The 21,705-nt window shown below is 46.2% G+C and carries 18 protein-coding genes; 12 read left to right on the forward strand and 6 right to left on the reverse strand.

Annotation, left to right across the window (positions count from 1 at the left end; genetic code table 11):
- Positions 1-59 precede the first annotated feature (59 nt).
- The 7 genes from BLS69_RS01605 to BLS69_RS01635 all read left to right on the forward strand — a co-directional run bounded on the left by BLS69_RS01605 (position 60) and on the right by BLS69_RS01635 (position 7,955).
- Positions 60-1,469 carry a PTS transporter subunit EIIC gene (locus BLS69_RS01605; protein WP_165980241.1) on the forward strand — a complete coding sequence of 470 codons (1,410 nt, stop codon included), beginning with the start codon at positions 60-62 and terminating at the stop codon, positions 1,467-1,469.
- A 226-nt stretch (positions 1,470-1,695) separates the two neighbouring features.
- The gene (locus tag BLS69_RS01610; protein WP_091028139.1) at positions 1,696-3,321 is read left to right on the forward strand and encodes a helix-turn-helix domain-containing protein; all 1,626 of its coding nucleotides are present in this window, start codon (positions 1,696-1,698) and stop codon (positions 3,319-3,321) included.
- Between the two features lie 102 nt (positions 3,322-3,423).
- Positions 3,424-4,440 (forward strand): ABC transporter substrate-binding protein, encoded by a 1,017-nt coding sequence (locus BLS69_RS01615; protein ID WP_091028140.1) that lies wholly within the window; start codon positions 3,424-3,426, stop codon positions 4,438-4,440.
- Positions 4,441-5,466, forward strand: coding sequence for an NAD(P)/FAD-dependent oxidoreductase (locus BLS69_RS01620; RefSeq protein WP_091028141.1), 1,026 nt, complete (start codon positions 4,441-4,443; stop codon positions 5,464-5,466). It begins immediately after the preceding gene.
- Positions 5,467-5,718: 252 nt separating this feature from the next.
- Positions 5,719-6,516, forward strand: coding sequence for a collagen-like domain-containing protein (locus BLS69_RS01625; RefSeq protein ID WP_371129029.1), 798 nt, complete (start codon positions 5,719-5,721; stop codon positions 6,514-6,516).
- Between the two features lie 279 nt (positions 6,517-6,795).
- Positions 6,796-7,002, forward strand: coding sequence for a hypothetical protein (locus BLS69_RS01630; protein WP_143023550.1), 207 nt, complete (start codon positions 6,796-6,798; stop codon positions 7,000-7,002).
- Positions 7,003-7,184: 182 nt separating this feature from the next.
- On the forward strand, positions 7,185-7,955 hold the full coding sequence (locus BLS69_RS01635; protein ID WP_091028148.1) for an SDR family NAD(P)-dependent oxidoreductase: 771 nt from the start codon (positions 7,185-7,187) through the stop codon (positions 7,953-7,955).
- Between the two features lie 106 nt (positions 7,956-8,061).
- On the opposite strand, the gene BLS69_RS01640 is transcribed toward BLS69_RS01635, so the two are convergent.
- Complete coding sequence (locus BLS69_RS01640) at positions 8,062-8,694, reverse strand: TetR/AcrR family transcriptional regulator (RefSeq protein ID WP_091028151.1); 633 nt, start codon at positions 8,692-8,694, stop codon at positions 8,062-8,064.
- Positions 8,695-8,858: 164 nt separating this feature from the next.
- Between BLS69_RS01640 and BLS69_RS01645 the strand changes: the two genes are divergently transcribed.
- From BLS69_RS01645 to BLS69_RS01655, 3 genes are all read left to right on the forward strand, one after another.
- Positions 8,859-9,401 (forward strand): CueP family metal-binding protein, encoded by a 543-nt coding sequence (locus tag BLS69_RS01645; protein WP_091028152.1) that lies wholly within the window; start codon positions 8,859-8,861, stop codon positions 9,399-9,401.
- Positions 9,402-9,583: 182 nt separating this feature from the next.
- On the forward strand, positions 9,584-10,585 hold the full coding sequence (locus BLS69_RS01650) for an ABC transporter substrate-binding protein (RefSeq protein WP_091028155.1): 1,002 nt from the start codon (positions 9,584-9,586) through the stop codon (positions 10,583-10,585).
- The gene (locus BLS69_RS01655) at positions 10,582-12,630 is read left to right on the forward strand and encodes an iron ABC transporter permease (RefSeq protein WP_091028157.1); all 2,049 of its coding nucleotides are present in this window, start codon (positions 10,582-10,584) and stop codon (positions 12,628-12,630) included. The genes BLS69_RS01650 and BLS69_RS01655 overlap by 4 nt, the downstream gene beginning before the upstream one ends.
- 222 nt (positions 12,631-12,852) lie before the next feature.
- Here the strand turns inward: BLS69_RS01655 and BLS69_RS01660 are convergent, their stop codons facing one another.
- Positions 12,853-14,025 carry an aminotransferase class I/II-fold pyridoxal phosphate-dependent enzyme gene (locus BLS69_RS01660; RefSeq protein WP_091028159.1) on the reverse strand — a complete coding sequence of 391 codons (1,173 nt, stop codon included), beginning with the start codon at positions 14,023-14,025 and terminating at the stop codon, positions 12,853-12,855.
- A 94-nt stretch (positions 14,026-14,119) separates the two neighbouring features.
- Entirely contained in the window at positions 14,120-16,195 is a 2,076-nt protein-coding gene (locus BLS69_RS01665) for a methyl-accepting chemotaxis protein (RefSeq protein WP_176872539.1), read from the reverse strand.
- A 257-nt stretch (positions 16,196-16,452) separates the two neighbouring features.
- On the opposite strand from BLS69_RS01665, the gene BLS69_RS01670 reads away from it, so the two are divergent.
- Positions 16,453-17,481, forward strand: coding sequence for a leucine-rich repeat domain-containing protein (locus BLS69_RS01670; protein WP_091028160.1), 1,029 nt, complete (start codon positions 16,453-16,455; stop codon positions 17,479-17,481).
- A gap of 79 nt (positions 17,482-17,560) precedes the next feature.
- Here BLS69_RS01670 and BLS69_RS01675 read toward each other — a convergent pair whose 3' ends face one another.
- Positions 17,561-18,280 (reverse strand): SDR family oxidoreductase, encoded by a 720-nt coding sequence (locus tag BLS69_RS01675; RefSeq protein ID WP_091028163.1) that lies wholly within the window; start codon positions 18,278-18,280, stop codon positions 17,561-17,563.
- 110 nt (positions 18,281-18,390) lie between these two features.
- Positions 18,391-18,753 carry a winged helix-turn-helix transcriptional regulator gene (locus BLS69_RS01680; protein WP_091028164.1) on the reverse strand — a complete coding sequence of 121 codons (363 nt, stop codon included), beginning with the start codon at positions 18,751-18,753 and terminating at the stop codon, positions 18,391-18,393.
- 204 nt (positions 18,754-18,957) lie between these two features.
- On the opposite strand from BLS69_RS01680, the gene BLS69_RS01685 reads away from it, so the two are divergent.
- Positions 18,958-19,494, forward strand: a complete 537-nt coding sequence (locus BLS69_RS01685) for an NAD(P)H-dependent oxidoreductase (RefSeq protein WP_091034784.1) — start codon at positions 18,958-18,960, stop codon at positions 19,492-19,494.
- 117 nt (positions 19,495-19,611) lie between these two features.
- On the opposite strand, the gene BLS69_RS01690 is transcribed toward BLS69_RS01685, so the two are convergent.
- Positions 19,612-21,675 (reverse strand): beta-xylosidase family glycoside hydrolase, encoded by a 2,064-nt coding sequence (locus tag BLS69_RS01690; protein ID WP_091028167.1) that lies wholly within the window; start codon positions 21,673-21,675, stop codon positions 19,612-19,614.
- Between the last annotated feature and the right edge of the window lie 30 nt (positions 21,676-21,705).

Below are 21,705 nucleotides of genomic sequence, written 5' to 3' on the forward strand. Positions count from 1 at the left end.
ATTAGATCATAACACATCACAAAACACGGGTTTACCGTAATATGAGGAGATCGTACATAATGCATGACACACAGATTGAAGATTGGTTGAAACTCGCAGGTGGCAAGGAGAACATCAAGCTTGTAGAACATGATAAGGGCACAACAACGCTGGTAATAAAGGACAGTACTCAATTGAACATGTCTATTCTTGCTTCCTCAGATGTTGTGGCAGATATTCGGATAACGGGTGAGCAGTGCCATCTGGCAATAAGAGATGAATCTTCACTTATCTACAATACGTTACTGGGTATGGACGCTTGGGAATCGACAAGGACAGCGTTGCAGGAAGCGGGACACACGAAGAAGAACAGATTCTCGATCTTACATTTTGTATCCGATGTGTTCAGGCCCTTGATGCCTGCAATTCTCGGAGCCGCTGTTATTAAAATTATAGTCGCCATTATTGCGTTAATGGATACGTACAGTTCTGCGGACTCTTCAGCATTGATGGACAGCCAGACCTTTACGATCTTCAGGATCATTGGAGACGGTGTATTTTATGTACTGCCTATATTGGTAGCAATCAGCACAGCGTATCGGTTGAAGAGCAACATCTATGTTGCTGCATCGATTGGCGGACTCATGTTTTATCCGGAGATGACGATGCTGATGTCAGGGGAAAAAGAGGTGCATTTCCTGGGTTTGCCACTGGTGTCCCAGCCTGCTTTTTACTCTACGCCCATCTGGGTCATTCTAACGATCTGTGTAGCCGCCTTCTTGGAAAGAGTTGTTGAACGATGTAGTCCAAAATTTTCCAAAGGGATGGTTGCTCCATTCCTGACGTTACTGATTCTTGTTCCGCTAGTATTGATGATTCTTGGTCCAGTCGGCACCTGGATTGATGAACATCTGCCGGAGGCATTGGATACACTAGTAACTAATGCTCCAGTGGTGTCGGTGATGTTACTGGGAGCGGTCTTCTCACTGATGTTAATTACGGGATTACACTACTGGATAATTGCCATCATCATTAATGAAATGGTTATGAATGGTGGTTCTATGGTGATTGCTGCCATGTTAGTGGCGATTGTAGGACAAGCAGGGGCTGCGCTTGCAAACGCTTTGCATTCGAAAGAGCCAGCATCCAGAAGACTTGCTTTCTGGGCAACGGGAACAGCCCTCCTTGGAGTTGTAGAGCCTGCATTGTATGCGGTCAACATGAGAAAAAGATCCTCTTTCTACGCTGCATTGCTGGGTGGAGCTGCGGGTGGACTGTATTTAGGACTGTTATCTGTCAAGGCATTTTCTATGGTGGGGAATCCGAGCTTGGTCAGCCTCCCTCTCTTCATCGAAGAGGGTAGCCTGAATCTGTTACACACATGCATTGGTGTGGTTATTGCTTTCGGTGTCTCAGGTGGACTGACGTATTGGATGGCAAGAAAAGGACAGAAACGGGGACAGGGGTCACCGAAGGCCAGCATTGAGTAATACGTAAAACGTACTTTTGAAAAAGTAGTGTTAAAGTTGTAAGAAAGAGCCTATACCTGATGGTACGGGCTCTTTTGAGTTTTATCTGAATAATACAAGTATGAAATGCTCAGTAGCTGTCCACCATTTTATTCAAGCCATAGCTTGTTGGTTATGGAGTTGTCATGTATTTTGATATAGTGAAACCTATAAATCTGGATTACTAATCCCTTTGAAAGGATAACCTATGTCTGACAACATGGAATGGATTGCGCAATGGAAGTCAACGAATGCACTAAGCAACGCATGGATAACAAAAGGCGAGCTGCATCACTTTCCCAGTCACACCTTGATATTTATCATTGATGGAAAAGCGATCTGGAATATAAATGGACACCGAGTTCACGTCTCCTATGGAGAATTAATTGCGCTTGAAGAGAACTCTGTAATGGAGGTCATTGAAGGTGGCAACCTGGATCTGGCAGGCTGGCATGTTCAGTTCGATACATATTCGGTGCTGCATGATCGACGGGAAGCTGAGAAGTTTGAATGGCGGTTACCGTCAGGAGAGGCGTATCAGAAAGTGCAACTGTCCGGTGGAGGTCTGGCAAGTATCATTCAGCATTGGAGTGAAGTACATACACAGGATCAGAGTGCAGAAAGGGTTGGCCATCAGCATTTGTTATATGAGTTGTTAAGTAATCTATATCGGAAACAGCCGGATAACGAGTTGAAGCCAGAACACGGTATACTTCGCTCCATTGACTACATGCAGCAGCATTATGATCAGGTCATTACACGTACACAGTTAGCTCAGATTGCCGGAATCAGTCCATGGCATTACTCCCGCAAATTTAGCGAGCGATATGGTAAGCCACCTCTGGATTATCTGGCACACTACCGGATCTACCGTGCGCAGGAAGAATTGATATTAACAGCTGCAACCTCACAGGATATTGCCAAAAAGACTGGATTTGAAGATGCTCATTATTTTAGCCGACGCTTCAAACAACTGACTGGCGTATCACCTAAGATATATAGGCAGACGATGACGCAGCGCAAGATCGTATCACTTTCTCCAATCTGTGCAGAAATTATGATTCATCTGGGTGTCATCCCCCATGCCGTAGTGGTCACCCCGATCCTGTTGTCCCCACATCATCATGAACAATTTACAGCGTATGGAGTAGAGATGCTGGAGGTAACACAGTATGAGGTGGAGATAGAACTTGTTCGACAAATTCAACCGGAGATGTTGATAGGAAACGTATTGACGGAAGAGGTCAAAAGGGAGCTGCGCACAATTGCACCGATTCTAACTGGACTTCATCAAGATGTAGAACCAATGCTCGATCAATTGGCAGTCTGGTTTCTTAAAGAAGAAGAAGCTTATAGACTGCATCAGCAGATGAAACACGAAGTCAGCGTAGCTAAGCAACAGTTGCAACCCATCATCCAATCCGCGGCCACAGTCATGTTGCTGAGGGTAGAAGCGTTTGGTTATCGATATCTGGGTGGGCATTCACACGGGGTATCACACTTGTTATATGAACAGCTTGGATTAACACTGCCGCAAGCACTGGATTCAGGTACAGCCTGGTTTAATCCTTGTTCGCTTGAACTACTGACACAAGCCAATCCCGATTATGTGTTTGTGGAGAAGCGGATCATGCAGCACTTCAGCGCTGAAGAGAATATGAGGAAACTATGGGAGAGTCCGCAATGGAACGAGCTGAAGGCTGTGAAAAATAATCGGGTATTTTACGTAGATACTCACCTGTGGGTAGACGGTCACGGAATTACGGGTCACACTCTGATTCTAAATCAGATCGTTCGCCATCTTACGGAACCTTTTCATGAGAGAGCACAATAATCCAACCGAATACGCACGATATGCTATGGAAGCAACACTTCTTATTTGATACTATTTGATAATAATTATCATTATCAATGTACATAAGGGGCGAAGTATATCATGTCACGAAGATTTAAAGGGTTAGCCATCATGCTGTTGGTGATCAGTATGATGCTGGCGGCATGTTCCGGTGGAACTACTGAAGAGAACGCTACAGCTGGAACAGCAGGTACTCCAACTGAAGGAGCAGCGAATACAACAGAAGAAACAGCGACTGAAAGTGGGACTAAGGTGGTGAAGGATCAGTTTGGAGAAGTAACGATTCCAACTCATCCTCAAAATCTGGTTGTGTTTGATTCGATCTATGCCGAGTATCTGATTGAAATGGGTGTTACACCTCAAATCGTTTTGTTAACTCCAGAAGTTGAAGCGGAATACCGCCCTGATTATTTGAAAGAACATGGAGTCCAGATCATTGAAGTTGAGCAATATCAATATAATTATGAGCAGTTGCTTGCGTTGTCACCGGATATGATCCTTGCAGCTGGCGAAGGTATGGAACAGGGCGTATATGATGAATTGTCCAAAATTGCTCCTACGGTGGCACTGGATGCCAACAGTGAAATGAAACGTGCTATGCCAAAGCTGGCTGCCATATTTGACAAGACCGAAGAATCTGCCAAAGTATTGGCTGAATTTGATGAGAAAGCCTCACAAGCGAAAGAGAAAATTGCGGCAGCCCTGGGAGACAAGACCGTATTGGTTCTCCGGGTAGAGCACAATCGTTACCGTTTCATGGGTCCCAAAGGAGGAAGCAGCAGTGTTTTCTTCTATGATATCCTGGGTCTGAATAGCCCTGAAGCGATCAAAGACTCTACAGATTGGTTTAGCCAGTTCTCACTGGAGTTTTTGCCTGAGATGAATCCGGATTATATTTTTCTGGAAGATAGAACCCTCGTAGGTTATGACACGAAGAAATCCATGGAAGATCTGAAAGCAAGCCAGGTGTGGTCGAATCTGGAGGCTGTGAAGAATGATCATGTCTTCCCGTTGAAGACAAGCCAATTCGTATCCGGTGTGGGTCCGATTGGATCTGTAAAATTGATGGACTATGTTGTTGAAAAGTTGGTGCCTTAAATGACAACGGAGACACAATTAGACATCTACGATATTACGATCATTGGTGGTGGGCCTGCTGGCATGTATGCCTCATTTTATAGTGGTATGAGAGCCATGCGTACCAAGATCATCGAAGCCAAGCAGGAACTGGGTGGATTCATGCGTACGTACCCGGAGAAGCTGATCTGGGATGTGGGCGGGATTGACCCGATTCGCTGTGAGAAGCTGATTGAATCGCTGGAGAGACAGGCGAGAACGTTCGATCCAACAATTGTATTTGGGCAGGAAATAGCCGAGCTTGAACGACGTGAGGATGGTGTATTTGTACTCATTTCCAAAACAGGCAAACGTCACTACACACGCACAATCTTGTTATGTGCTGGGAGAGGTATGACGCAGGTGCAAAAGCTGGCTATTGAAGGTGCCAATCGATATGAACTGACAAATCTGCACTACACGATAACCGACCTGTCCCGATTTGCCGGGAAGCGTGTTCTGATCTCGGGTGGTGGTGATTCCGCAGTCGACTGGGCGAATGAAATGGGCAAGATCGCAAGTGAAGTTACAGTAGCACACAGACGTCATGAATTTACCGGACATGAGTCGCCTGTTGCTCAGATGAAGGCTCAAGCAAACGTCATGACGCCATATACTATCTCTCGCTTATACGGCAAAGGTGATAAAATCGATCGTGTCGAGTTGGCCCATTTAGAAACCGATGAGATCACACATGTCGAAGTGGATGAAGTTGTTGTAAGCCATGGGTATGATCGTGATTTTGGTAACCTCGTGCAATGGGGGCTAGCGCGTGAAGACTACGGCGTATCCGTTGATCAGCGCATGCGTACCAACATTCCAGGTATATTCGGAGCAGGTGATTTCATCACTTATGGAAGCAAAGTCAGGCTGATCGCTGGTGCTTTTAACGATGCGGTGCTCGCCGTCAACAGTGCCAAGACGTATCTGGAACCTGCTGCTTCCGATATGGCGGGTGTATCTTCTCACAATGCCCGGTTCTATGAGAAAAACAAAGCACTATTGTAAAATAAGAAGAACCTGTGCGAAAGGGATAAGCATAGCAAAAGCCAGTCAAACATCGAGAATATCTCGTGTTCGACTGGCTTTTTTATCTGCATTTTATATTGAAAATGGGTCTATACATTCATGTTATAGACTGGATTCATAGACCAATTTTCTCATTATGGGCACTAAAATTTTCTAATTTATAGTTAATAGTCTATGCCCCTTGTGATGGATACACATAGTATGGGGAGAAATATCACGGAGGTGAGTTCATTGTTAAATCGTCATGGAAAACGCATTTGTAGACGTAAATTTAAACAAAGCATGCATTGTCGTGTTAAGGTTAAGGTGGTAAAGGTTAGACCTAAGGTTGTTGTTAATGCACCGCAAGGCGCTCAAGGAAATTCTGGACCAATAGGACCGATAGGTCCAAAAGGGGCAACTGGCGCTCAAGGGATACCGGGACCACAAGGACCGATAGGTCTCAGAGGAGCGACCGGTGCTCAAGGGATACCGGGACCACAAGGACTGCAAGGGATTCCGGGTATACAAGGGCCAGTCGGGCCAGCAGGCGCGCTCGGAGCAGTGGGTCCGGTAGGTCCCGTAGGTCCCGTAGGTCCAGTAGGAGCAGTTGGAGCAACAGGTCCGGCCGGTCCAGTTGGGGCCGGAATATCCGATTTCCTAAGTGTTTTCCGAGCAGACCCTGGCACAGGCACAGACACAGTACCTGGCAACTCACCAATAACTTTAACCGGGGTTTTGGCTAATGTTGGAGGTGCATTCACTTTTGTGCCGCCGTCCTCCACGATAACAATCAATGAAACAGGAAGTTACTTGATCTCTTTTAGCATTCATAATCAGGGCGATGCGGATTTCAACCTCACGGTAAATGGAACGCCCATAACACCTGTGCCTTTCACAGGTAATGGAGGAGGACCTATATCTGCTGAAGTTATTGTTACGGTTACAACGGTTCCGACGACGATCCAGCTGGTAAATGCGAATGCAACTCCTGCACAGTTGCATAACAATCTAAATACCACTGTGACCATTCTAAAACTGACTCCTTAATTCGGATTCTCAATATAGTCTATGTCAGCATAAAAATAAAAGTTTATGTCTTTTATCCAGTCAATAAGTCTATTTATTCAAAAAGATAGTCTGATTTATCGGGGGCTTGAGAGTGGCGGGACGATGACATTAAAGGGCATCGCCGCTACTCTCTCCGTTTTCGAAGCTAAGCTCCCCAAGTCTGGGTAAAAGAATCACGGTGCTAGTAGCTACCGAAGGTATGGGGGCACTAAGATTACGACCGTCTTTATGTTCAAGCTGGACAAGATACTTAAGCAAGTGGATAGTTACTTTTTAGCTCTGCATAAGGACGGATACGATTTTTTCATCCAAATTGATGAGGATGGCTATTCGGATGGAATGTTTGAAGAGTATGTCTTTGGTTATGGGGCACTGTACTTGCTTGCCAATTCAGTGAATGTAGATGGACAGATCCCATCGCCGGATTTTGGCAGTACTCGTAGATTGAAAATAAAACCAACATAAGTTGTCCATGTTGTTGATTAACATCTGGGGAATAAACAGATCCATACTTAGCTATCGGTTATCCCACAAAAGCCTGTCCATTTGCTGATTGAAAGAGCTTTCATTTCATCCGTATACTAAAGGTGTTAGCAGGTTGGGTGTCATAATGAGGCATTCATCGTAATAGGAAAGGATGATATGAAATGGGCAGATTAACTGGAAAAGTTGCAATTATAACCGGTGCCGCCAGTGGAATGGGATTGGCAGGTATTCAATTATTTGCAAGAGAAGGAGCCAAGGTAGTGGCTACCGATGTGGCGATCGAAGCTTTGGAGGAACAGGTTAAACAGATCGTAGCTGGTGGCGGGGAAGCCATTGCGTTGAAGCTGGATGTATCCAGTCCAGAGTCCTGGAACGCTGTTGTGGAAGAAACCGTATCGAAATTCGGAAAAATAGATATTCTGGTCAACAATGCCGGAATTCATATGGCCAAAGGCATTTTGGAAGCTGAGCTAGAGGATTGGGACAAGGTTATGTCCATTAATGGTACAGGTGTATGGCTCGGCATGAAGGCAGTCATTCCTTATATGCAGAAGAATGGACAAGGTTCCATCGTTAATACCTCTTCCATAGCAGCAATCATTGGTGGAATAGCAGATGCCCAGGGCGCAGCTTATAGTGCTTCCAAGGGATCTGTACGTTCATTGACCAAACACGGGGCACAGTGGTTTGCCAAAGACAATATTCGTGTGAACTCCGTACATCCGGGTGCTGTGTTTACAGGGATGGTGGAGAAAGCAGGCATCAAATCCCAGGTGGAGATGGGGGAGAATTACAAAAATCTTGCTCCACTGCCTCCACATGCTGGTGAATCTATGGATATTGCTTACGCCTACCTGTTTTTGGCATCTGATGAATCCAAATTCATTACAGGTGTTGAGTTGCCTGTAGATGGTGGCTGGATCAGCAACTAATTAAAATAAATGTTTCGACATGATAAAGAGGTACTGTATCTCAAGCTTCAGGGGAGACAGTACCTCTTTTTAAGAGCAGATCCCACTACAGAGTCATGGCATAACTTTATCTTGATGGACTCGTTGCAGAATGGAGATTAGACCGATAAATCTCTTGGGAACGGTTCATGCGTGTGAATTCCAACAGTTGTTCAGCCATATAGGAGGCGCTGTATTTGAAGTTGCTTTTCACCCAACTCGTAACTAAACCAAGAACGGCATTAGCCTGATAACAGGCGAGAAGTTCCTTATCCAACCGTGGATCAGGTGACAGATCGGTCACATCCTCCAGATACAAGTTCTTAAGTGTTATATAGAGTGTATCCCTGAAATCCAGTAGCACGTTAGAATTAACCAGCAATGTATAGAAGGAGGCATGAGCCAGCACATGGTCGAAAATTTGAATTGCTGAGGCGTTAAGGTCCTTAATATCGAAATCTCGGAAATGCTGATAGGGTGCTCGATAGGCTAATTTTAAATCGTCAATCACGTCATTTAACAATTCATCAAACAGGTCTTCTTTGTATACATAATGCTTGTAAAATGTGCTGCGGTTCAAATCGGCGGATTTGACAATATCGGTGATGGTTATACTGGCCAATGGCTTACGGGACATCCATTCCAGAAGGGCTGACTTCAGAGCATGTTTGGATTTGTGTACTCTTCGATCGGTGTCAGATACAGATGGAGACTTAAACATATACACAACCTCCCTTACTTATCAATGATACAGTGCACAGGCAGCAGATTACGCTTACTACAATACAAAAATGTGAATATATGGTGACTTTGGTGTCGTAAACTGTCCGTATCACTGTGTTCTACCTTATAATAAACCAAAACGGACGAGGAGATGGACTCCAGATGAAAAAACAAATATGGATCATTGCAGGTATTGTAGCTGTGATTGTAATCGGAACCTATCTGTTTGCAAGTAATACGGGCAAGGAAGAGGCGGGTGCAGCCAATACGCCCAACATCCGAAAATTGGTGGAAGATATCAGCACAGGAAAAGAGACACCCGAATCTGCCTCCATCAATGCCAAACAGTTAATCGTAACCGATCAAGATAAAAAGACCACTACATACGATTTGCCTGAAAATGAATTTTTCCTTTCCATTGCACCCTATGTGGATCAGACCCATCCCTGTGCAATTCATAGCTTGACCGGTTGTCAGGGGGAAATGAGCAATAAGGAATTCAGTGTTACCATTCACGATTCTCAAGGCAACACTTTTATGAAAGATGAAGTGATGAAGTCTGGTGCGAACGGATTTATGGATTTTTGGGTGCCTAGAGACAGAACCTATCTGATTCGTATTGTTCGAGATGGAAAGGTTGCGGAAACGCAATTGTCTACATACGAAAATGATAATACATGCATCACTACGATGCAGTTGAGTTAATGCAAACAGCAAACAGTAGAAGGGAAGGATGGCCTTTGAGCTATCCCTTTCCTTTTTTATTTCATAAAAGAATTGGAATAAGGTACTTTGCATTGACAAAAATCAATTCCTACGGCATAATCCAATAGTGATAATGATAATTGTTATCATATAAATACATATTAACAGGGGAGAAAAGAGATATGAAAAAAGGGTTGAATGGACTGTTGATTATGCTGGCCTTTGTGCTGGTTTTGGCGGGTTGTGGTAAAACCACGACTACAACAGATACAAGTCAAGGTAGTGGCTCGGGTAGTGCTCCGGCTGAAGAGACAGCAGGTCCTGTTACCGTGAAGCATAAACGTGGAGAGCTTAAGCTGGACAAGCCAGCAGAACGTGTCGTTACGCTTGAATGGACATATACTGAAGATGTTGTTGCCTTGGGTGTTCAACCAGTAGGTAACGCAGATAACGCTAACTATAAAGTGTGGGTAACATCCGAAGCAGCACTGGATGACAGTGTAACGGATATCGGAACACGCAGTGAACCAAATCTGGAAGCTATTGCTGCATTGAAGCCAGATCTCATCATTGCTAATGCAGATAATAACACGGCGGTCTACGATCAGCTTAACGCGATTGCGCCAACGATTGAATATGATCCGTACGATGGTAACGGTTATGATTATGACAAAATGACAGAGATCTTTACTAACATTGCAACGGCTCTGGGCAAAGAAGACAAAGCAAAAGAAGTTCTTAGTGATCTCGATCAGCACTATGTTGAAGCCAAAGAAAAACTGGCTGCTGCGGGTAAAGAAAACTTCAATTTTGCGCTGACACAAGCGTTCACATATCAAAATGCAGTCAGCCTGCGTATGTTTACCGATAACTCGGTTGTGATTGGTACTTTGGACAAAATCGGACTGGTTAACGATTGGCAGCCGGACAAAGTTGAAAACTATGGCTTCTCTACAGTAGGCATTGAATCCTTAACCGATGTGAAGGACAGTAACTTCATTTATATTACACAACCAGACGATGACGTCTTTGGCACAGCCATGAAAGATAACTCGGTTTGGAACGGACTGAACTTTGTGAAGGAAAAACGCACATATCAACTCGATAGCACAACATGGACATTTGGTGGACCCATCTCCTCCAAAGTATTGGTTGATGGGGTAGTCGAGGCGATTACCAAATGAGTTCGGTTCAAGGATCTAAGCCAGCTATGAATTGGCGCACAATAAGCATATATGGGGGCGGTCTAACCGCTCTCATCGTGCTTTTTTTTGTAAGTCTGTGTTATGGAGAAGCATCCATTCCTTTGCATGTCGTTTGGGACGCTCTTACAGGCAGACAGGATTCATTAGAGCACAATATGGTCTGGGACTTGCGCATGCCGCGTACAGTGATCGGTATTCTTGCGGGTGGCGCACTGGCTGTTGCGGGCGCTTTGCTGCAAACGATTACTCGTAATCCACTGGCTGCTTCAGATACGCTGGGCATTAATGCGGGAGCATACTTTGTGGTGGTGTTGGGAGCTATCGCTTTTCCAAGTCTATTAAGTCAGTCGCCTTTTCTTTTCGCAGCCCTAGGTGGTTTGCTGGCAGCATTTGCGGCTTATTTCATGGGGGGCGGACGAACATCAAGCCCGGTTCGACTTGCGTTGTCCGGTATGATTGTATCGATGGTCCTTGGTTCATTTACGAGTGCATTACATATTTTTTTCTCCATGGAGACACAAGGGTTGTTCCTTTGGGGTTCAGGAACACTTGTCCAGAATGACTGGAGTGGTGTGTTTTATGCTTTGCCTTGGGTGGTTGGTATTACCCTTCTCGCGTTAATCCTGTCCAGACAGTGGGATATGCTGGAGTTGGATGAATCAACGGCTTCTTCCTTGGGACAAAAGGTTGCATTGGCTCGTGCAGGAGGGTTAATTCTCGCTGTATTGCTGGCCGCCGTGATTGTCAGTGTAATCGGACCGATTGGCTTCGTGGGACTGGTTGCACCTCATCTGGTTCGATTGAGTGGTGTACGTTCCAATCGATTACTTTTACCCGGTGTGTTCATATGGGGCGCAGCGCTACTGGTTGGAGCAGATGTCCTCGCCAAGATGGTGCATAACTCCAGCATGGAACTGCCAACGGGTGCCGTTATGGCGATCATTGGTGCACCGTGGCTCATCTGGCTTGTTCTTACACGCATGAAGGCTGCAAACGGATCAGGCATGTCAACTTCAATGAGCACAGGAGGAGCTGCGCGTCGCTTTGCATTTGGCCCGATGGCTGTATTATTCTCAGTCATAACGGTCGTGCTTATCTTGCTCAGTACGATGTTTGGTGGTATGCGAATTCCGCTGGCCGATTGGTTACCAAGTCTGTTCCAATCGGATGGACTGTTCTCCGCGCTGATTCAGCTTCGGATTCCGCGTACTCTTGTTGCCGCAGGTGCAGGAGCTGCACTGGCAATCAGCGGTGTGCTCATTCAGATGGCGGTACGTAACCCGCTGGCAGATGCTTCAATTGTTGGTGTGTCCTCAGGTGCAGGGCTTGGAGCAATGATGGTCATCATCTTATGGCCGGGTCTTCCGATATACTTGCTGCCAATTGCGGCAATCATCGGTGCAGCCATTGCTGCTGTGGTTGTGTTCTCCCTCGCCTGGAAGAAAGGACTGAACCCTTCGGCGGTTGTGTTGCTGGGGATCGCGATGTCTGCCATTGCTGGAGCAGGTATTCAGATTCTGATTGTCCGTGGTGCGGTATACGGTAGCAGCGGATATATCTGGCTGACAGGAAGCACCTATGCTCGTACCTGGGAACAGGTGAGGGTTATCGGATTATTTTTAGTTATTCTGGTACCGGTGGCTTGGTGGCTGGCACGCAGATTCGAACTGCTGGTATTTGACGACAACAGTGCATCCGGGCTTGGTCTCGGAGTACGTCGCACACGATTATTGGCCATGACAGTTGGTGTATTACTTGCAGCAGGTGCGGTTGCTTGTGTAGGAACCGTTGGTTTTATCGGGCTGATTGCACCACATATGGTACGGCTACTGACGGGGAATAAGTTAAGACGATCCATGTTCCTATCCGCATTAGCGGGTGCAGTCATGCTGGTGCTCGCCGATACTATCGGTAGAACCGTCATGGCACCGACAGAGATTCCATCAGGCATACTCATTGCGATCATCGGAACACCGTACTTCCTGTATCTGATGTATCGTTCTAATTGGCGCAAGTCTGTATAAATCGTTGAAACAAGAAGCCTGCTCCCCGAGCAGGCTTCTTGCTATCACGTGGTACCATTCAGCTGCGATCTTAAATCACCCAATGAATGTTTAGTCCTCTGAAAATGAAAAAAATCCCCTCACGTCTACAAGAAGTAGAGACCACGTTATTAAACGTGAAACTCTTACTCCCTGTGGACCTTGAGGGGATTTTTGCTTGAGCACATTCGAATCGTACTCCCGTTAGCTGGATTTCAGAATCCCGCTGTCATCGACGGATTGTACGGCTTGCTGCAATATTTCATTATCCTGAACAAGCGCGAAGCGCACATACCCTTCACCTGAAGGACCAAAGGCACTGCCTGGGGTTGCAATGACACCCGCATGTGTGACCAGATCCATGGCAAATTGCTCTGAGCTGTCGTAGTGCGCCGGAATCCGGCTCCAGACGAACATCGTTGCTTCAGGTTTGGCAATCGGCCAACCGAGATTGCTGAAGCCCTCACAGAGGATGTCTCTACGCTGTTCATAAATAGCTCTGACCCGTTCAACCTCGGATTGATCACCGGTAATGGCTGCAATTGCTGCTTTTTGGATCGGTAGAAACATCCCGTAATCCATATTGGATTTCAGCTTTTTCAGCATGGAGACCATGGTTGTATTGCCCACACAGAAGCCGATTCGCGCTCCGGCCAGTCCGTACGTTTTTGACAGGGAATTGAACTCCACACCGACGTCCATGGCGCCAGGGAATGCAAGGAAGCTTCCACATGACTTTCCGTCAAATACGAGTTCACTGTACGCATTATCGTGGAGCACGATAATATCATACTTCTTGGCAAAGGCAATCAGGTCAAGATAGAACTGATCCGGTGCCATCGCGGTTGTTGGATTGTTGGGATAGGAGACCAGCATGAATTTCGCTCGATGAGCGATATCTTCCGGTATATCCTGAAGCTGAATAACATACCCGTTTTCTTCTTTTTGCGGCATATAATACAGTTCTGCACCTGCCAGTAACGGCCCATCCGCGAAGACGGGATAACAGGGGTCAGGGACCAGCACGAGATCACCTTCATCGACAATGGAGAGGGATATATGTGCCAGCCCTTCCTGTGAACCGAGCAAGGAACAGATTTGTGTAGCCGGGTCTAACTCGACCTGATAGCGCTGCTTGTACCAATCGCTTGCAGCTTGCAGCAACTCACTCTGATCATTCACAGCATATATATAATTAGCCGGATCAGCTGCGGCCTCGCATAGTGCAGTTATAATATGCTGCGCAGGTGGGATATTCGGCGTTCCCACACTGAGATCAATAACCGGCAGTCCGTTCTCCAGTCTGCGGCGCTTGATCTCCAGCAACCGGGTGAAAATTCCTTCGTTGAAATGATCCATTCGTTTGGCAAAGTTCATGATGATGATTCAGCCTCCAATCCTCTTCGTACGCATATTCATTAATAATAAATGGACAGCGACTAAAAGAGAAGAGCAGGGGAAAGCTTGCGGATCATGACTTTACTTTAAACTGACTTAATTCGTCTTGCAGTTTGCCAGATAGCTGGTTCAACTGTTTTGACAGATCTGCTACCTGTTCGATACTATCCAGCTGCTCCTGCGTGCTGGCGCTTACTTCTTCCGTCGATGCCGAGTTCTCCTCTGTGGTGGAAGAGATAATCTCCAGTGCCTGGAATATCTCATCTTTGTGCTTGTGTACATTGGAGGTATTGTTGGTAATCTGCATCATACGCTGCTGTAGATCTTTCAGGTCTTTGTTAATACTAAAGAATACATGTTTGGTATCTTCGACGGATTTGGCATTCTCCTCCGCAATCTTCATACCGCGCATGGTATGTTCAACCGACAGGGTTGTTTTCTCTTCAATAACATTTACCTTTTTGTTGATTTCCTCTGTTGCCTGAGCCGTCTGTTCTGCAAGTTTGCGGACCTCTTCGGCAACGACGGCAAATCCTCTTCCATGTTCGCCAGCACGTGCAGCTTCAATGGAGGCATTCAGTGCGAGCAGGTTCGTCTGAGAGGCAATCTGTTTGACTGTATCCACAAAACTGGATATTTCATTCCGACTCAGGTCAATCTCCTGGATAATAGATGACATTGCTTGGGTGGACTGATGGTTTTCCTCGGACCATTTCGATAATTGTTCCACGACCGCCAGTCCTTGGCTGCTCTGATCAGCAGATGTCTGCACGACCGTTCCCATAGCCTGCGCATCGGTAGCAATTTCATCGATTTGGCTGGATAAAGAGCCTGTTTTGCGTAAAATATTTTCCGTTTCGATGGACTGATAATTCGTTGCATTGGCAATTTCGTTAATGGCTGTTGATGTATCATTCATAGTCACAGCTGTTCGAGAGGAGATGGCTTGCAGATCATTCGACGACTGGTTCAGGATTTGGGCCGAGCTGCCGACCATTTGCAGCATGACCTGAATTTTCTGCACCATGGAATTCAAGCCTGTAGCGATCTGTCCAATTTCATTATTAGATTTGATATCCAGTTGGACAGTCAGGTCACCTTGTTCAATCTGTTTAATCTTAGCCAGCAGCTGTGGTATGGAGCGTAACAGACGGCGAAGGGTAATGTAACAGATAATCACAAGTAGAAGGGTGGCTGCAGCAAAACCGCCAAGCGTGATCCACGTGAACGTTTTTAATTCCGCGAGAACTTCTTCTTCGGATATGGTCAGACCAACGGACCATCCCGTATCCTTGCTGGTAGCGTAGCCGATATAACGACGTTCCCCATTGTCGTTCATAAGCTGTACGCCGTTTTCACCGGCAAGCATTTTCTTGCCGATGTTCCCCATGTCCCCCGTACTGTCCAGGATGTTCTCCTTCAATACCTTCTCTTGATCTGGATGGTACAGAATTTCCCCGCTCTTGGACAGCAACATGGAATAGCCCGTGCTTCCAAGGGAATAACTCTCCATAATTGCCGGAATATCCTTGAATGCAATATCCGCTGCGGCAAAGCCGATCGTGTTGTTGTTGTCATCTTTGATCGGATAAAAGATACCCATGAGTACATCGCCTGCTGCAATATCAATGTACGGATCGGAGAAATAAAGTCCGTCTGCGGCGGTAACCGGCTTGTAGTATGGACGCGACTGGATATCAAAGTCCGGTGCAGATACGACACCATCATTTTGAATCCAAAAGCCTTTTCCATCCAGACCCGCGACCCAGGCATCGGCAAACGAAGGCTCTGCCTTAACGATAGCGGCGAGTGTCGCCTGTGTTTCCGCAGCGTAGGTTGAACTTGCCGCATCCGCAGCAGATGCTGTTGTTTCTATGTATTGCTGAAATAATGTGTTGGTGGACATTTGCTTGACGAGTGCGCCCTTCTCCTTGAATAGTGCATCAAATTCACTAACAATGGCTTGTGTCTTGGTCTGGAGCATGGATTCCTGCTGTTTCACCAGAATGTTTCGTGTGCTTGCAAACATAAATGTTCCCAGCACGGCAAAGACAACTACGATAATGACCAGCAGCACAATGGACAACGTATTTGCCATACTGGATGTCCTTGCTCCCATTTTCCCCCACTTGTTCAACATGTTCGACATATTCCATCTCCCCAGATGATTAATAAAAAGCTCAAAACGCCTTAGTTATATGTCGGCATGATCTATAGTTTTATGTAGATTTCTGTCGAATAATCCTGAAAGCAACGGGAAGGAAAGGCATGAGTATAAGAACAGTAAATGGGAGGGATGAAAAAAGAGGAAAGGAATGAAAAAACGGGGATCGGTGGTGGTTCATCCAGGCGATCTTGTTTATAATGGAATGAATTGGAACTATGGGTGGAAAAGGGGGATTATCTGTGAGTGAGTTATGGCATGCATCAATACAGGGGGTTCCATGGAATGCCGAAAAGATGCACCAGGCGGTGCATCTGTTACGCCGCAGAGCAACGGTTCATTTTCGCGTTGGCGCGGATACATACGAGGACCTTGCCGAGCTCGATGCCAAAGTATTCTTTGCCCGGCCGGATCTGATCCTACACATATCACATATGGACCCTAAAGGGGTATATTCATCCGGATTTTTGGGGCGACTGGCACAGTTGAAACATGTGTCTGCCTTGCAGCTTGATCTTTCGCAGGCACAGGATTTGACGATTCTGGGTGCGATGGATCAACTGCAGTTTCTAAGATTGAATTCACCTGCAAAGGCGACTGGGCTCGATTTTATTAAACACTACACACGATTGACCTTTCTTGAACTGCGTGGCAAATTCAACGGATTTGCTTCCATTGCGGCATGCCTCCAACTGCATACGCTCATTCTGAACTGCGCGGTCGAAAGTATTGATGTGTTGGCGGAACTGCCCGTGCTTCAGTATCTGTCCCTGGATCACTGTGAGTTAAAAGGGGGACTGGATGTATTGATACAGTCGACCATCTCAATGTTGAAGCTAAGCTCTGTTCGCAAACTGACGAGTATTCAGGGACTCGAACAGATGCGTGGGGTGGAATATCTGCATCTGTCCTTGCCCAAGCTGGAGCATTTATGCGACTTTTCCCATATGACCTCTCTCAGACAGCTCGAACTGGACTATATGAAATCGTTACGGGATATCAAACATCTATGGACAGCCCGTGCTCTGGAGTCTATTGAACTGAAAGAGATTAATACAGCGCTCAAGGCCGATTCTTTTGCTGGACTAACCGGGCTGGAGCATTTGCGCCAAATCGATTTTCGTTTTATTGATGTTAACAAAGGACGGATTGCAGCTATGCGTGATCACCTGGACAACGCCGGAAAATCCCATTTGTTATATGAGAATATCCCTGAGCATGAACGCCTGAATTCCATAGGTATTGCGCACTTGTCGCATGTATTAATGTAAACAGGCTTTTGTCCAGCATGTGTATACAGAGCGAACTCCAGTGAACGGACCGATTGAGGCGGGCAGATGTCATTTCTATCTAGGTGTTCGTATCCGTTAAGGCGGGTATGTTGATCTCTTTCACGCAGGCCGCTTTGGACAAGCTGATGATACATCGAACGATGGCGACCATATCCTGCAGGGGAATGCGGGTCCCATCATACTCGGCCAGTGCACGTTCCATCCCGTCTTCATACGGAATTTCTGCCGCCAGTTCTCCCGGGTTGATGCATGTCACCGCGATGCGGTCATTCCTCGTATGCTCTCTTAGAGCTTCCGTAATACCCCTTATGGCAAATTTGGAGGCGACAAAAGAAACCTGGCTGCTGCCTGCATTGCTCAAACCGGCTGTTGAACCGATCAGGATGATCTTCCCTGCTTCAGATTGGCGGAGCTGAGGCAGTAAAGCCTGTATACATACAATCGTAGAAGTCACATTCACATGGATCAGCTGACTGATATCTGCGGGTTCATCCTTATCAAACGTGTAGTGCTCTTCAAATCCTTCCTTTTCCCAGATTCCCACGTTATAAATAAGCACATCCAACGTCTCGCCTTGAAGTTGGCTGGCAACTTGCTCCGCGGCCTGAAGCTCGGAAAGATCAGCCTGAATCCATATTCGCTGGACGCCATCCTCCACGGACAGACTTTCCGGCTTGCTGCGAGAGACCACCCAGACCTTATCACCGGATTGCGGCACACCTCTGACAAATGCATCGCCTAATCCTTTGCTTGCACCAAAGATAATTATATTTTTCAAATAAAGCCCTCCTTATCGATTAGAAATTAATAATTTTTACATTAATCTATATCTTACTATAGAGGTGATACATGGAACATGAAGTTTGAATGAGGTATGCTTCATCCTTGTCAAGATTCGGGATGGTTGTTCTCCAACAATACGATATCTTCGCCCCGTTGTTGCCTGAGAGCAATATTGTCCCTCCCCCAAGCACACATGACATCCACGATGGTGTTGGCGGTAACGCCATATTCTGTAAGTCCGTATTCCACTTTGGGAGGCATCTGTTGGTAGACATGTCTGGTGACAAGGCCGTCTCGCTCCAACTCGCGCAATTGTTGAATTAACACTTTTTGCGAAATGCCAGGGATGCTGCGCTCTAATACGCTCGTTCTCTTTACTCCGGACATCAATAAACAGATGATTAAGGCTTTCCATTTGCCACCTATAATTTCAAGCGTCGCTTCAATGCCCAGATTGTATTGTTTCATCCTGATTCACCTCAGTTTAAGTTTTACGTGTTTTATAGAGTGTAACTATTTATTTTCTCACGGTTCTAACATTGAAGTCCATACACACTTTGAGGTAACCAGCTTACTTCATTGTGTGTATTTTCTTTTGACTGGATGTGACTGATAATGGTCCATATTCAATTAAAGAAACCAACACCCTGGATGGGAAGAAAGGAACTTATGATGAAAACACTTGTTATTCTGGCACATCCCGATATGCAAAGTTCAAGAGTCAATCGTCGCTGGAAGGAGGAGTTGTTGCAGCATACAGATGATATTGTTCTTCACGAATTATATTCGGCCTACCCCGATTGGAAGATTGATGTTTGCCGAGAACAAGAGTTGCTGGAGACGCATGATCATATGATGTTGCAGTTCCCGTTATATTGGTACAGTTACCCACCGCTACTGAAAAAATGGTTTGATGACGTGTTCACTCATGGATGGGCGTACGGATCGAAAGGAAATCGATTGAAGGGAAAGCGGATGGGACTTGCAATGTCCATAGGGGATAAGCAGGAGAATTATGCGAAAGAAGGTTCCATCGGTTACAGCGTAGAGGAACTTGTTGCACCTTTCGTAGCAAGCATGAATCATGTAGGGGTTAAGGCGCTGCCGCATTATGCAGTCTATGGTGCCTCGTTCCAGGCTACGGATGAAGAGATTAACCGAAGTGCTGAAGAATACATGCGTTATATAAAACAGTTCCGGGATTTTTAAAAGTTAAAAGGTGAAGCTCTTCATAAGAAATGTTCTGAAAAGGACCTGGCTTCCCACATGGTGGAGTTCCAGGTCCTGATCAATAAGCGAAAAATTAATAACCGAGTAAAACCACATTTATTCTACGCGGAAATAATCGAAATCTGCATATCCTCCGGTAGACTTCGTTGCATAATTGAATAGTGCAAACCGGTATCCCATAAAGTGTGGCAGGGTGTAAGACATTTGAAGTGTATTGCCAATGGTGGTCCAGTTGCTGCCATCCAGACTATAAGCAAAATAGGCTTTGTCTGTCTGATTCGTAAAATCACAGATGACGCGGAGATAGATTCTGTTCTGGTTTAATGGCATAGTTGCTACTTCGGTCATGGTGCCGGAACTGGCATTAGCCATAACGATGGATTTGGTGCTGCCCGTCATTTTTACGCCGACAAAACCATATCTGGCCTGAAAAGCAGCGAGTCCAGCATAATCACCATCCTTCATGCCTGCTGTATCCAAAGCGGTAACCCCTGTGCTTTTTGGACCAAAGGTTCGTTGTGTCAGAGTGTTGCGGGCTTCTAACAGGTTCTTGCTGATTTTGCCTGTAGTTAATCGCATGAAACCCGGCCGCTGGAGCAGGGACCAGTTGGCAGCATCCGGGTTATGATTCCACTGCCAGAAAGTAGCGAGACTGGATGTACCGAAAGATGAATTGCTCGTCAGGGAGACGTCATCCAGATAAAACGCCATCAGATCATTGGTCGGGTCCGGATTCGAGTTATACGGTGTTTCCACAAAAATAAAGCTTTGAGACAATTCTGCATTCGACGGAACGGTATACGTACCTTGAATGGTACCCCACTGTCCGCGGGTTAACGTCGCACTGCCCATAATGGTAATTCCGGTATAACTTGCACCGTTCTGGATGCTAAGATTGAACGTTTTGGTTGCAGGACCAGTAGTGTATTTGATCTTTGCCGAAAAAGAGTATGTTCCTCCCGGTACCAGCTTCCCTGTAACCATCTGTTTGGCTCCGCCTGCTGTCTGCTGTCTGCCGCTGACGAGCAGGCTTTTTGTACCCATGAATGCTTCGGCATTTGTTACGATGATGTTCGCCGTATTGTTGCTGGTCCACGGCTGAATGCTACTTTCCTCAAAACCGCCGTTCACTAACAGTTGCGTTACTGAGGGTGTGCCTGATGTGGTTGCATTGAACTCATCGGACCCGTAGATTTTGGCAGCAGGCTGACCTTCAACGGGCATATTCATGTTAAGGGGAACCTTGCCGTTCACCCCAAACACAGGCCAGTTATCCGACCACGTCACTGGAACGAGATAGGGGATGCGTCCAATAGCCCCGCTATCACGAAACAGCAAGCCGTACCAAGCGCCGGATGCGGTATCCACGATGCCTCCTTGGGCGATTCCCGAGTCTCTGAGTACAACTTTACCTGTGTATGGACCTGTCAATGTGTTTGCACGATAGGCAAGCTGAATGCGACCATCACCCGAAGGCCAGGCAATCAGGAATACATAGTACATACCATTGATCTTCTGAATGTGTGCTCCTTCTGCCTTTACAATCATGTTGGAGCCGGCAACACTGCTTGCGTTTGGAATCAGGACCTGATTGAGCCCGCCGGATTTAACGGCCTTGGCATCAGGTGTCAGCTCAACGATACTGATGTTATCACTGCCATGAACAAGAAAGGTTCGATTCCCGTCAAACAAAAGGGAGGGGTCATGGTAATAACTGTTCAATGTGTAAGGTGTCCATGGCCCTGTTTCAATATTGCTGGTTTGGTAAATATACGTCTTGCCCGTGGAAAGCGAGCCAAAGGCCACATAATATATACCGTTGTTGTACCGCAAACTGCTCGCCCAGGAACCACGCCCATACTCGTTTTGTCCATTGTTCAGATTCTGTATATCCCCGTTTCCAAGCGTATCGTATACATAGTTTACGATGCTCCAGTTGACCAGATCATAAGACTTCATGACCGGGACTCCCGGATTCATATGCATCGTTGTGCTTGTCATATAAAATGCACTGCCCACCCGAATGACGTCACTGTCAGGAACATCCGCGTAAATAACCGGATTGCTGAACGTTGCGGCTGAAGCAGCGGGACTTGTCAAAGGGAATGATGTTATAAGCAAAGGAAGAGCGAGTAGAAGAGCACTGATTTTTTTCCACATATTCTATCCTCCCAATCGATCATGTCCTAT

It is taken from the genome of Paenibacillus sp. CF095, from assembly GCF_900101225.1.
Classification (GTDB): Bacteria; Bacillota; Bacilli; order Paenibacillales; family Paenibacillaceae; genus Paenibacillus.